We start from the raw sequence: 13,069 nt of genomic DNA, 5'->3' as shown, positions 1-13,069 counted from the left end.
GCTGTCAGCGGCCGATATCGGCGAGCAGGCGGAAGATCACCACATCCAGCACGACGATATAGAGCAGCATCACCAGCAGGATGAAGTAGCGGTGGACGTCGCTGCTGAGTTTCGGTTTGCGGCGCAGGGCACTGCGCGCCAGATTCGAGAAATCGCCGACCAGGTAGGACATCTTGGCATGTTCGTTGCCCTGCCAGGATTGCAGCATCACGATCACGGCCACGCTGACGGCGCCGACGAAGACCAGGAAGCCGGCCACGAAACGCGCCACGTCGGGCGCGAAGGGCATTGCCGTGCCGATCGCCACCAGCGCCAGGCCCAGCAGGGTGAAATATTCCACCACGCGCCATTGCTGGCGCTTGGCGAACAGCACGTTCTGGGCGGCGATGTCGTAAAGCATGCGGAATTCCGCGTGGCTGGCATCATCCAGTTCGGTGGGAACCAGCTTCTCTTCGTCCGCCGCGTCGTCGTCGGCTGGTCCACCCTTGGGCGCCAGCGGACGTGGGGGCGCGCCAGTACCGCCCGGCGGGCGACCGGCGGCAGGTCCGGAAGGTTGTTTCGGTGGCAAGGCCATGCTGCAACCCTAGTGCGGCCGCGTTAATGAAGCCTTGCGTTATATCAAGCGGGTGCGAAGTCGAAATAGGTGTCGGCCAGCGTCACCCGGAAATCGAGGGCCTGTCCGGCGCGCACCAAACGGTCTTCCGGCAGCCAGCATATCGCCTGGCCCCAGTGCCGCATGGCGCCATCGGGACCGGTTGAGAGCATGATCTCGCCGTCCAGCCAAAGCTCGAACCAGAAGACCAGGGCCTGCGCCGCGCCGTCGCGCTGGATCGGCGCCGACCAGGCCATCTGCTGCGGCTGCACCCAGTCGGGCGGGTTGGCAAAATCGATGCGGCAGACCGGCAGCACGGCGCTTAAGGATTCGTGCGGCTCGTGATCCAGCCGCACCACGCCATGGGCCGACTGGTTGCGGAACCGGTCGAAAGGCGAGAGGTCGAAACCGCAGATTTCGCGCAGCGGGTTCACGGCACGCAAGTTCGGTAGACGGATCACCTGTGCCACCAATTGCGCCGCTGCCGGAATCACGACGGCGCCTGGTTTGGCCAGTCGGCGCAGGGCGTCGCGGATGGTGGGCAGCATGCCTTCGCCGGTCAGGCCGGCATCCAGCACTTCCGCCACCACCAGATCGGCGGGCGCCGGCAGGTCGCGCGCGGGATCGAGTTCGGTGGAGCGTTTGGCGATCACGCTGATGCGGTCGGCATAGCCGTTCTTCGCAACGATTTCCCGTGCCGTTTCGGCGATCAGGCCGTGGGCCTCGCAGGCCGCCACCTGTTTGGCGCCGGCACGCGCGGCCAGCATGGCCAGCAGGCCGGACCCGGTGCCGATGTCCAGCACGGTCATGCCCGACGATACGGCTTTCTCCAGCGCTGCTGCAAAGGCTTCGTTACGCGCGGTATCGGCCAGCATGGGAAAATGCCAGCCCGGGATCTGTGCGCTGAGCAGGCCGGAGAGCAAGGTTTTGATCTGCGGATCGTCGGGCGCCAGTTCGGCCGCTCGGCGGAAGGCGGCCAGGGCCATGGCGGGCTCGTTCAGTTCACGCGCGCATTGCCCGATCACCATATGTGCTGCCGCCAGCGTATCGTCGCGTTTCAGCACGGCGCGCAGGGTGTCTATGGCCTCGCGGAACCGGTGCAGCTTATGCAGCGCGAAACCGGCATTCATCTGGGCCACGATCAGGTCGGGTTGCAGGCTGGCAGCCTTGCGGTAGGCCTCCAGCGCGGCCTCCAGGTCGCCGCCGAGTTCGCAGGCAACCCCCAGGTTGACCAGCCCCGGCACATGATCCGGCTGCCGTTCCAGCAGCAGGCGGTATTCGGCCCGGGCGGCGGCGTAGTCGCCTTGATCCTTCAGCAGGTTGGCTAGGTTGAAGCGGGCCTCGGCGAAATCCGGCCGCAGGTCCAGCGCGCGGCAATAGGCGGTTTCGGCCTCGGCGGTCTGGCCCAGGGTCAGGTGCAGCAGCGCGGCATGCAGCCAGCAATCGGCGTCGGGTTTCAGCGCCAGCGCCTGCTGCAGGAATGTCAGCCCCTCGGCCACCCGGCCGATGCGATACAGCAGCAGGCCATACTGGTGCAGGGCGTCCGGCCGCTGCGGCTCGGCCCGCAACAGGGCCTGGTAGATCGCGGCAGCCTCGGTCAGACGGCCGGCCTTCACATGCTGCAGAGCGGTTTGAATCGGATCGGACATGGGGCCGGACCATAGCCGCAGCCCGGTCCCAAAGCGACAGCCGGCACCTGGGCGCCATGCCGATGCAAGGCCGAGTCGCGCACCGGCAGAAATTGCCGCCCGGCAATGGCGATGCCCCCAAATGGTTGCTGACCCGGAAATAAAAGTATTTAAAAACAACATCTTAAATGGATTTCCGGACTTGGCCCGCCGCTTGCTTCTTACCCGGCGACGAATGAGGGATTCCATGCAGGTCGCACCGGTCAACAATTCTGCCGCTTCCGTCTCCGGCTCCACCGCCGCCGAGGAAACCGACAGCCGCGCCCGCGAATTTTCGCGTCTGCTGCAGAACGCCTTTTTCAGCCAGGGCACCAAGGCCGTCGCCCGCAGCTCCGAGCCCACCGCTCCCCAGGCGGCCAGCCGCAGCGAAACCCGCAACGACACGCGGGCAGATACGCGTGGCGACAGCCGCCCCGATACCCAGATTCGCGCCGAACGCCCGGCCGCAGACAGCAACCCGGCACCCTCCAAGCCGTCCAACTCCACCACTAACGAATCCAGTGCACCGGGCAACGCTCCGGCGCGCAACGAAACGGCGCCCGGGAAAGACAGCAAGCCTGCCGACAAGCCTGTCGCCGGCGGCCAGGACAAGCCGTCCTCGACCGATACGTCCAAGCCGTCCGCCGAAACCGCACCGGAAACCGATCCGGCCATGCCGGCCGAGGAAACCGCCGATGCCGATCCGGCTGCGGAAACGGTCGAAACGCCGGTGGTCCTGGATGCCGATGCGGCACTGATCCTCGGCCTGTTGCAGATGCAGGCCCAGACGCAGCCGAATGCGGCGCCGGTGGTGCCGCAGCAGGCCGAGACTCCCGTTGCTCCCGCCGCTTCCGTTATCCCGGCTGCGACCGATGCCGCCGCCGAGGCGCAGTTGCAGGCCCAGTTGCTGGCCGCGACCGCCGGCCAGACGGCACCGGCCGCCACGCCTGCCTTGCCCGGCGAAACCGCACCGGCCGTTCCGGCTGCCTCCGCTGCCGATGCGGGAACCGACAAACCCGAAGCGCCGCCCGCATTGCCGCAGGCCGCCAAGCCTGCCGATGCACCGGCTGCACCGGTACTGCCGCAGCCGGCCGCACTGCCGGCCGAGATGATGGTCGCCGCCAAGAGCGGCACCGATACCAGCCCGGCGGCCCTGCTGGCCCAGCAGCCGCAGCAGCCGGCGATGACGCCGGAACAGCTTGCCGCTCTGCAGGCGGCGATGCAGACCGATGGCGAATTGCAGACAGCGCTGCAGGACCAGATGCCGCGCCAGCCGCAGGGCGAGTCGCAGCCGTCTGGCGATCCGGCGCCGAAGCAGGCGGCGGGCAAGGGCCTGCTGCTTGATGTCCAGCCAGCCACGACGACCGCGAAGCCTGCAGTCGACCAGGCCGTGCTGCTCGCTGCGCAGGGCGATGCCGAGGCCGCTTCCGAACAGATGCTGGTGCAGCAGCAGCTCACCGCCGCGCAGCATCATCAGTCGGCCGCCGAAGCGAAATTCACTGCTGCCCTGCATGCCCAGATGAACGGCGATGCCCAGCCGCCGGCCGTTGCGGCCGCGACGGCGCAGTCGGCTTCGGCCACGCAGCAGGGCGTGCAGCCGGCACCGATGAGCAATCCAGGCACCAGCATGCCGCAGGCCGTGCAGCATGCCACCACGCAGACCCTGGCGCGCCAGCTCGGCGCCCATATTCCGGCCGGCGAACAGGTCGCCGTGCAGATCCGGAAGGGTGTGGCGGAAGGTGCCGACAAGATTTCGATCAAGCTCGATCCCGGCAATCTCGGCAAGGTCGAGGTCAAGCTCGAAGTCGGCCATGACGGCAAGCTGCTGGCGGTGATCGCCGCCGACAAGCCGGAAACCCTGGCCATGTTGCAGCGCGACTCACAGCAGCTTGAGCAGTCGCTGCGCGATGTCGGCCTGAAGACCGATGCCAATTCGCTCAGCTTCAGCCTGCGCGAGCAGGGCCAGAACGCCGATGGCCGCGACGGCCAGGGCAATACCGGCCGCCAGCGCGGCCGCGGTCACGAGGAATATGTCGAAACCGGCCATGTCGTCGATGCGGCGGCACAGGCTGCCAGCAACGCCCAGCGCGCGGCCGCCGCGCGCGGCGGGCTCGATATCCGCATTTAAGGCGCCCCGCACAGGAGCACGATCATGGTCAGCAGCGTCACCGATACCTCCAGCGTCGCGAATACCGCATCGAATGCGGCGGCTAGCAAACTGGCCAGCGATTTCGACACCTTCCTGGTGCTGCTGACTACGCAGCTCAAGAACCAGGATCCTACCTCGCCGATGGATCCGAACGAATTCACGCAGCAGCTCGTACAGTTCAGCCAGGTCGAGCAGCAGATCAACATGAACAAGAATCTCGAGCAGATGATCGCGATGCTGCAGGCGGGTCAGAACAGCAACAACCTGAATTTCATCGGCAAGATCGTCGATGTGAACGACAACAAGGTGAAGCTGGCAGAGGGCGGCAGCGCCTTCTGGGCCTATGAGCTGCCGAGCGGCGTGATGAACGTGCAGTACAAGATTCTCAATTCCAAGGGCGAAACCGTGCGCACGGTGAGCGTCAGCTCCGATCAGACCGCGGGATTCAAGCCTGGCCGCGTCGAGGTGGCCTGGGATGGCAAGGACAGCCAGGGCAACGCGGTGCCGGCCGGCAACTACACGCTGGAAGTGGTGGCCAAGGATGCCAGCGGCAAATCTGTCGATGGGGTGAGCGTCTATGCGCGCGGTTATGTCGAAGCGCTCGAGACCGTCGATGGTCAGCAATACCTGGTCGTGTCGGGCAGCAAATACCTGCCCGAGAAGGTGGTCTCGGTCTTCGCGCCGCCGCAGAACGACAATACCGGGGGCGACGACGAGGAAGAGGCAGCCTGACGGGCGGCAATGGCTCACCAGCGGTCTTGATTTTGGAATCTTGTTGAAACGGGTGATTGGCATGGAAAACGTTCAGACTCTCAACCAGACGGCTCGCCTGCTGCCGTTGCCGGCCCGGCCGACCAGCGTGATCGGCCCCGAAGGCCAGCGCATCACCCGCGATACCCTGCCATCGCCCAACACCAAACGCTGGGTGATCCGCCGCAAGGCCGAGGTCGTGGCGGCGGTGCGCGGCGGCCTGCTCAGCCTGGAGGAAGCCTGCCAGCGCTACGCCCTGACGCTCGAGGAATTCCAGTCCTGGCAGCGCGCCATCGAGCAGCATGGTCTGCCCGGCCTGCGCACCACCCGGCTGCAGGATTACCGGCCCGGCAGCCTGCGCGCGCCGGCGGCGCGGATGTCGGGGGCGGCGGGTTGATGGTCTGCCTCTAACCCACTGATTTTATTGATTCCGGAAGGTTAACAATCCGCTAGGCAAATTTTGCCGGGGTGTTAACCTCTTCTTCATCCCGCGTTCCTACCTTGCAAGCGTGGCAGGAGGTGCCTGCCGTAACGCGTGCCTGGTGCATGGGGTGAAGCCGTGAACGGAATCATGAATATGATGCGGAACATCGGTCCCGCGCGGCTGGCGATGCTGGCGGCGACGGCGGCGGTTCTGCTCGGCTTTTTCGTTTTCCTCGGGATGAAGGTCACGCAGCCCAAGATGGCGCTGCTGTACGGCAATCTCGATCTCGAAACCTCGGCCGAAATCGTCAACCGGCTGGAAACCCAGAAAATCCCCTATCAGATCGCCGCCAACGGCGCGCAGATCCTGGTGCCCGAAGACCGCGTGCTGCGCGTGCGCATGCAACTGGCCGAAGGCGGCGTGACCGGCGGCAGCGGCGCGGGTTACGAGATCTTCGACAAGGCCAATGCCCTGTCGGCCACCAATTTCATGCAGAACATCAACCAGCTGCGCGCGCTGGAAGGCGAGCTGGCCCGCACGATCCGCTCGCTCGACCAGGTTCAGCAAGCGCGCGTCCATCTGGTGCTGCCGCGCCGCGAGGTGTTCAGCCGCGAACAGCGCGAGCCTTCGGCCTCCATCGTGATCAAGACGCGCGGCGGCCGGCTCGACCAGCCGCAGGTGCGCGCGATCCAGAATCTCGTCGCCTCGGCGGTGCCCGACCTGAAACCGACGCGTATCTCGGTGGTGGATGATCGCGGCAACCTGCTGGCGGGCACGCAGGAAGAAGCCGATCCGGCCACGGCCACGGCCAACCGTCTGTCCGACATGCGGCGCCAGATCGAGGATCGCCTGCGCAAGAATGTCGAGGCGCTGATCGAACGCTCGGTCGGTGTCGGCAATGTGCGCGCGGAGATTTCGGTCGACATGGATTTCGACCGCGTCACCACCAACCAGGAACTGTTCAACCCCGACCAGCAGGTGGTGCGCTCGACCCAGACCATCACCGAGAACAACCAGAGTCAGGAAGGCCAGCAGAACGTCACGGTCGCCAACAACCTGCCCGAGGCGCAGGGCCAGGGCGGCACCCAGGCCACCTCGACCGCGAACCGTACCGAGGAACTGGTCAATTACGAGATTTCCAAGACCATCCGCACCCAGGTGCGCGAGGCCGGCGTGGTGCGCCGCGTTTCCGCCGCCGTGCTGGTCAACAACATCATCCAGGTGGATGGCCAGGGCCAGCGGTCCTATCTGGCGCGGTCGCCCGAGGAATTGCAGCAGCTCAGCACGCTGGTGCGCAACGCAATCGGTTTCGATCAGGCCCGCGGCGATACTGTGGAAGTCGTGTCGATGCGGTTCGCCGAGCCGGGCGACATTCCCGAAGAGGTTGATCCGGCCTCGCTGCCGATCTTCCTCGGCCTGACCAAGGATGAACTGTTCCGCATCGGCGAGATCGCCGGCTATGTGCTGCTCGGCCTGCTGGCCATGCTGCTGGTGGTCCGGCCGCTGATCCGCCGCGTGCTGGAAGCTTCGCGCGAAAGCGAGGATATCCCGCCCGGCATGCTGACGCCCGCGGCGCCGGGTCTGCCCATGGTGGTTGGCGGCGCGCCGATCGCCGAATTGCCGGCCGCGCCCGATGCTGGCATGGCGCCGCCCACCCCCGGCATCGAATCGATGATCGACATTGCCCGCATCGAGGGCCAGGTGAAGGCGTCGTCGCTCAAGAAGATCGGCGAGATCGTCGACAAGCATCCGGAAGAAGCGGTTTCGATCATCCGCAACTGGCTCTACCAGACGGCCTGACGGCGGAATTTAGGAGCGCGCTATGGCAGACAAGGACTTCCGCCAGCTCAAAGGTCCCGACAAGGCCGCCATCCTGATGCTGGCGCTGGGCGAGGAGCATTCGTCCAAGATCTGGCCGCTGCTCGATGACGAAGAGATCAAGGAAATCTCGCAGAACATGGCCAATCTTGGCGCCATCAATTCCGATGTCGTCGAAAAGCTGTTCCTCGAGTTCGTCAACAATTTCTCCTCCACCGGCTCGCTGACGGGTACTTTCGACAGCACGGAACGCCTGCTGATGAAGGCGCTGCCCAGCGAGCGCGTCAACCAGATCATGGAGGAAATCCGCGGTCCGGCCGGCCGCACCATGTGGGACAAGCTCGCCAACGTGAACGAGAACGTGCTGGCGAACTACCTGAAGAACGAATATCCGCAGACCGTCGCGGTCGTGCTGTCCAAGATCCGGCCCGAGCATGCCGCGCGCGTGCTGGCGGCGCTGCCGGAAGAATTCTCGATGGAAGTCGTCATGCGCATGCTGCGCATGGAGGCCGTGCAGAAGGAAGTGCTCGACAAGGTCGAGCAGACCCTGCGCACCGAATTCATGTCGAACCTGGCGCGCACCAACCGTCGCGACGCGCACGAGATGATGGCGGAAATCTTTAACAGTCTCGACCGCAACACCGAGGCGCGCTTCCTCGCTGCGCTGGAAGAGCGCAGCCGCGATGCAGCCGAGCGCATCAAGGCGCTGATGTTCACCTTCGAGGACCTGATCAAGCTGGATCCGTCCGGCGTGCAGACCCTGCTGAAAAGCGTGGAGAAGGAAAAGCTCAGCCTGGCGCTCAAGGGTGCCTCGGAAACGCTGCGCGACCTGTTCTTCTCCAACATGTCCGAACGCGCGTCCAAGCTGCTGCGCGAGGAAATGGAATCGCTCGGTCCGGTGCGCCTGAAGGATGTCGACGAGGCGCAGATGATGATGGTCAACACGGCCAAGGAACTGGCGGCCAAGGGCGAGATCATGCTGGCCGACAACAAGGGCGAAGACGAACTCATCTACTGATGCGGAAAGCAGCGTAAGCGATGGTCAGCAAGGCCAAATTCCTGTTCGATCTGCCCTTCGACGGCACCAAGCCGAAGGTCGAACGCTCCTACGCGCCCAAACCGCCGCCGGCGAAATTCTCCACCGAGGATGTCGAGGCCGCCAAGGCCGCAGCCTTCGCCGAAGGCGAGCAGGCCGGCCATGCGGCGGCCTATGGCGAGCATCAGCGCAATCTCGAACAAGCCATGCAGGCCGTCGAAGGCCAATTGGCAGCCATCGCCGCCGGCGAGGAGCGCGCCCGCATCGCCGCCCGCGCCGAAGCGGCGGAGCTGGCGGTGGCGGTGGCGCGCAAGCTGGCCGGCCGGCTGATCGAACGCCAGCCGCTGGAACAGATCGAATCGCTGGTGCTGCGCTGCATGGACGACATGCGCGAGGAACCGCGCCTGGTGATCCGCGCCAACGAGGCGGTGGTGCAACTGCTGGACCAGCGCATCGACCAGCTGGTGGCGCAATCCGGATTCGGCGGCAAGGTCGCGCTGGTGCCCGACGAGACGATGGCGCCCACCGATTGCCGCATCAACTGGGCCGATGGTTCGGCCGAACGGCGCCAGTCGGCGCTGGAGCAGGAAGTCGACCAGGCGGTCGAACGGTATCTGACCGGGCTGCAGTCGCAGCTCGCAGAGCCCGGCGCAGCATAGCCGCGGCCAGGGAGTGAGCAGGCATGGCTGAGAACGAAGACCTCGAACTGAAGGACCTCGGACAATCCCCCGACATGATGGAGGAGGAAGATCCGAATGCCGCCCGTACGGCGGCCGACCTGCAGGCTGTGTTCGATATTCCGGTGCATGTCTCGGCGGTACTCGGCAAGGCCAACATGCAGGTCAGCCAGCTGCTGAAGCTGGGGCGTGGTGCCGTGGTGGAACTCGACCGCAAGGTCGGCGAGGCGATCGACATCTATGTGAACAACCGGCTGGTGGCGCGCGGCGAGGTGGTGGTGGTGGAAGACCGGCTCGGCGTGACCATGACGGAAATCATCAAGGGCGGCCGCGGCGGCTGATGCGGGCCGTGGCGGAATTCAGGCGTATCGGGCAGGGACTCTGGGGCGGATTATGCGACTGATCATCATCGGCACGCTCAACGGACAGATCGGTGCGGCAACCCGCATCGCGCTGCAGCGCGGCGCCAAGGTGGCGCAGGTCGAGGATATAGAGCAGGCCCTCAATACCCTGCGCGCCGGGCGCGGCGCCGATCTTGCGATGATCGATGTCAGCCTCGATGTGAAACATCTGGTCGAGAGCCTGAAGGCCGAGCGGATCAGCCTGCCGGTGGTGGCCTGCGGCATCGGCAACGATGCCCGCGCGGCCGTGGCGGCGATCCGCGCCGGCGCCAAGGAATACCTACCGCTGCCGCCCGAGGCCGACCTGATCGCCGCGGTGCTGGAAGCCGTGGCGGAAGAAAGCCATCAGCTGCTGTTCCGCGATCCGGCCATGGGCCAGGTCGTCAAGCTGGCCGAGCAGATCGCGCCCAGTTCCGCCTCGGTGATGATCACCGGCGAAAGCGGCACGGGTAAGGAAGTGATGGCGCATTTCATCCATGCGCGCTCGCCGCGCGCCGAGCGGCCGTTCGTCTCGGTCAACTGCGCCGCCATTCCCGATACGCTGCTGGAATCCGAACTGTTCGGCCACGAGAAGGGCGCCTTCACCGGCGCAGTGGCCCGTCGCCTGGGCAAGTTCGAGGAAGCCAATGGCGGCACGCTGCTGCTGGACGAAATCAGCGAGATGGATATCCGCCTGCAGGCCAAGCTGCTGCGCGCCATACAGGAGCGCGAGATCGACCGCATCGGCGGCTCCAAGCCGGTCAAGGTCGATATCCGCGTGATCGCCACGTCGAACCGCAATCTCGCCGAGGAAGTCGCCAAGGGCAATTTCCGCGAGGATCTGCTGTTCCGCCTCAATGTGGTGAACATCAAGCTGCCGCCATTGCGCCAGCGCCCGGCCGATATCGAGTTGCTGGCCACGCATTTCGTGAAGAAATACGCCGAGGCCAATGGCGTGCCGGAACGGCCCCTGAGCCCGGCCACCATTGAGGCACTGAAGCAGGCGCCCTGGCGCGGCAACGTGCGCGAACTGGAAAACACCATGCATCGCGCCGTGCTGCTGGCGCTTGGGTCGCAGATCGAGATCGCCGATATCCGCCTGCCCGATGGCAGCGCGCTGTCCGATACGCTTGGCCGGCCTGCCGCCGGCGATGGCGCGACGGCCGAGGCCGGCGGCGCGGCGCCGAACCTGGTTGGCCGCACTGTGGCCGATGTTGAGCGCGACCTGATCATCGACACCCTCAAGCATTGCTTAGGGAATCGCACCCATGCGGCGAATATTCTGGGCATTTCGATCCGCACGCTACGCAACAAGCTGAAACAGTATACCGACGAAGGCGTGGCCGTTCCGGCCGCCAACGAGAGCACGCGCGCGACGGCCTGAGGCCTTGCCGCGCGGGGGTTGAGGAGAGACAGGAATGGCGGAGAACGTACCGGCCGACGGTCAGGCTGGCGCTCCCGGTGCCGCGGGCGCCGGCGGTCCCGGCCTGTTCGACCGGATGCGCGGTGTGGGCAGTCATGGCGACATCATGCTCGCCGTGGGCATCATGGCGATCCTGTCGGTGCTCATCCTGCCGATGCCGACCTGGCTGCTCGACGTCGCCCTGGCGCTTTCGATCACCGCGTCCGTGCTGGTGATGATGACCTGCCTGTTCATCACCAAGCCGCTGGAATTCTCCAGCTTCCCGACCGTGCTGCTGATCACCACCATGCTGCGGCTGGCGCTCAACCTGGCTTCCACGCGCCTGATCCTGGCCAACGGCCATGAAGGCACCGATGCCGCCGGCCATGTGATCGAGGCTTTCGGCCAGTTCATCATGAGCGGCAACCTGGTGATCGGCATCATCGTGTTCGCCATCCTGGTGATCGTGAACTTCGTCGTCATCACCAAGGGTTCCGGGCGCATCGCCGAGGTGTCGGCCCGCTTCACCCTCGATGCCATGCCGGGCAAGCAGATGGCGGTCGATGCCGACCTTTCCGCCGGCCTGATCGACGAGGCCACGGCCCGCGCCCGACGCAAGGAACTGGAAGACGAATCGAGCTTCTTCGGCTCGATGGACGGTGCCTCGAAATTCGTGCGCGGCGATGCGGTCGCCGGCCTGCTGATCACGTTCATCAACCTGATCGGCGGCGTGATGATCGGGGTGATTCAGAATGGGCTGACCTTCGCCCAGGCGATGAACACCTATTCGATCCTCAGCGTCGGCGATGGCCTGGTCTCGCAGATTCCGGCCCTGATCGTCTCGGTGGCCGCGGGTATCATGGTCTCGAAGGGTGGCGTCACGGGTTCCACCGACAAGGCTCTGTCCCGTCAGCTCTCCTCGGTCAAGGCGCTGGGCATGTCGGGCGTGCTGGCCGCCTGCTTCGCCATCATCCCGGGCATGCCTTTCATTCCCTTCCTGCTGCTGGCCATGCTGTCCGGCGGCCTTGCCTACATCGCCTGGCAGCAGGAGAAGAGGGCGCGGCTGGCCGCCTATGTGCCGCCGCCACCGCCACCCGCGCCGGTCAGTCCGCTGGACGAGCCGGTCACCAATGCCCTTGCGATCGACGACCTGCGGCTTGAACTGGGTTTCAGCCTGCTGCCGCTGATCAACGATGCGCGCGGCTACCGCCTGACCGACCAGATCAAGGCCCTGCGCCGCCAGATCGCCATCGACATGGGCTTCATCATGCCCAGCGTGCGCATCCTGGATAACATGCAGCTGCCCGGTACCACCTATGTAATCCGCGTCAAGGAGGTGGAAGCCGCCCGCGGCACGGTGAAGCCGAACGCGCTGCTGGTGATGGATCCGCGCGGCGAGCGCATCGCGCTGGCCGGCGAGGAGACCATCGAGCCGACCTTCGGCCTGCCCGCCATGTGGGTGGACGAATCCCTGCGCGACGAGGCGATGTTCCGCGGCTATACCGTGGTCGATCCCGGCACGGTGATCACCACCCACCTGACCGAGGTGGTGAAGGACAACATGGCCGACCTGCTCAGCTATGCCGAGACGCAGAAGCTGATCGAGGAGCTCAAGAAGGCAAACGAGAAGCTGGTGGCCGAGGTGATCCCGGGCCGCATAAATGTGAATGGCGTGCAGCGCGTGCTGCAGAACCTGCTGGCCGAGCGCGTCTCGATCCGCGACCTGGCCAGCATCCTGGAGGCCATCGCTGAGGCCACCGGATACACCCAGAGCGTCACCCAGATCACCGAACATGCCCGTTCCAGGCTGGCGCGACAGATTTCCAATGCCCATGTCAGCCCGGACGGCTATATTCCGCTGGTGACGCTCTCGCCGCAATGGGAGCAGAATTTCGCCGAGGCGCTGATCGGTCAGGGCGAGGAACGGCAGCTCAGCATGCAGCCCTCGCGCCTGCAGGACTTCATCGCCCAGGTGCGCCAGACCTTCGAACGGCTGGCATCCGAGGGGCATGTGCCGGTGCTGCTGACCAGCCCGGGCATCCGCCCCTATGTGCGTTCGATCGTGGAGCGGTTCCGGCCGGCCACGGTGGTGATGTCGCAGCAGGAAATCCATCCGAAGGCCAAGCTTCGGACCGTGGCGCAGATTTGACCGTGGCTCAGATTTAAGGACGCTG

11 protein-coding genes are annotated in these 13,069 nt (G+C 65.5%); 9 read left to right on the top strand and 2 right to left on the bottom strand.

The genetic code is table 11. From position 1 onward, the window contains the following. Nucleotides 1–4 precede the first annotated feature (4 nt). Nucleotides 5–574 (bottom strand): hypothetical protein, encoded by a 570-nt coding sequence (locus tag ACK4FJ_RS10975; RefSeq protein WP_409766325.1) that lies wholly within the window; start codon nt 572–574, stop codon nt 5–7. 44 nt (nt 575–618) lie between these two features. Beyond that, on the bottom strand, nt 619–2,241 hold the full coding sequence (locus tag ACK4FJ_RS10970) for a tetratricopeptide repeat protein (protein ID WP_409766323.1): 1,623 nt from the start codon (nt 2,239–2,241) through the stop codon (nt 619–621). Between the two features lie 226 nt (nt 2,242–2,467). Between ACK4FJ_RS10970 and ACK4FJ_RS10965 the strand changes: the two genes are divergently transcribed. From ACK4FJ_RS10965 to flhA, 9 genes are all read left to right on the top strand, one after another. After that, nucleotides 2,468–4,387 carry a flagellar hook-length control protein FliK gene (locus tag ACK4FJ_RS10965; RefSeq protein WP_409766321.1) on the top strand — a complete coding sequence of 640 codons (1,920 nt, stop codon included), beginning with the start codon at nt 2,468–2,470 and terminating at the stop codon, nt 4,385–4,387. Nucleotides 4,388–4,411: 24 nt separating this feature from the next. After that, a complete protein-coding gene (locus ACK4FJ_RS10960) occupies nt 4,412–5,140 on the top strand; it encodes a flagellar hook assembly protein FlgD (RefSeq protein ID WP_409766319.1) in 729 nt (242 codons plus the stop codon). Nucleotides 5,141–5,201: 61 nt separating this feature from the next. Continuing rightward, the gene (locus ACK4FJ_RS10955) at nt 5,202–5,555 is read left to right on the top strand and encodes a DUF1153 domain-containing protein (protein ID WP_409766317.1); all 354 of its coding nucleotides are present in this window, start codon (nt 5,202–5,204) and stop codon (nt 5,553–5,555) included. A 174-nt stretch (nt 5,556–5,729) separates the two neighbouring features. Next, on the top strand, nt 5,730–7,382 hold the full coding sequence (fliF, locus tag ACK4FJ_RS10950) for a flagellar basal-body MS-ring/collar protein FliF (RefSeq protein WP_409766315.1): 1,653 nt from the start codon (nt 5,730–5,732) through the stop codon (nt 7,380–7,382). A gap of 22 nt (nt 7,383–7,404) precedes the next feature. Continuing rightward, entirely contained in the window at nt 7,405–8,418 is a 1,014-nt protein-coding gene (gene fliG / locus ACK4FJ_RS10945) for a flagellar motor switch protein FliG (RefSeq protein WP_409766313.1), read from the top strand. 20 nt (nt 8,419–8,438) lie between these two features. Beyond that, the gene (locus ACK4FJ_RS10940) at nt 8,439–9,095 is read left to right on the top strand and encodes a hypothetical protein (protein WP_409766311.1); all 657 of its coding nucleotides are present in this window, start codon (nt 8,439–8,441) and stop codon (nt 9,093–9,095) included. A gap of 23 nt (nt 9,096–9,118) precedes the next feature. Further along, nucleotides 9,119–9,454: a flagellar motor switch protein FliN gene (fliN, locus tag ACK4FJ_RS10935; protein ID WP_409766309.1), complete on the top strand. Its 336-nt coding sequence runs from the start codon at nt 9,119–9,121 to the stop codon at nt 9,452–9,454. Nucleotides 9,455–9,506: 52 nt separating this feature from the next. Further along, entirely contained in the window at nt 9,507–10,877 is a 1,371-nt protein-coding gene (locus ACK4FJ_RS10930) for a sigma-54 interaction domain-containing protein (RefSeq protein ID WP_409766307.1), read from the top strand. A gap of 34 nt (nt 10,878–10,911) precedes the next feature. Then, nucleotides 10,912–13,044 (top strand): flagellar biosynthesis protein FlhA, encoded by a 2,133-nt coding sequence (gene flhA / locus ACK4FJ_RS10925; protein WP_409766305.1) that lies wholly within the window; start codon nt 10,912–10,914, stop codon nt 13,042–13,044. Nucleotides 13,045–13,069 lie beyond the last annotated feature (25 nt).

The organism is Ferrovibrio sp. (assembly GCF_046297595.1).
Taxonomy (GTDB): Bacteria; Pseudomonadota; Alphaproteobacteria; order Ferrovibrionales; family Ferrovibrionaceae; genus Ferrovibrio.
Note: the sequence above shows the minus strand (reverse complement) of the source record. Positions and strands in the feature narration are given on the sequence as shown.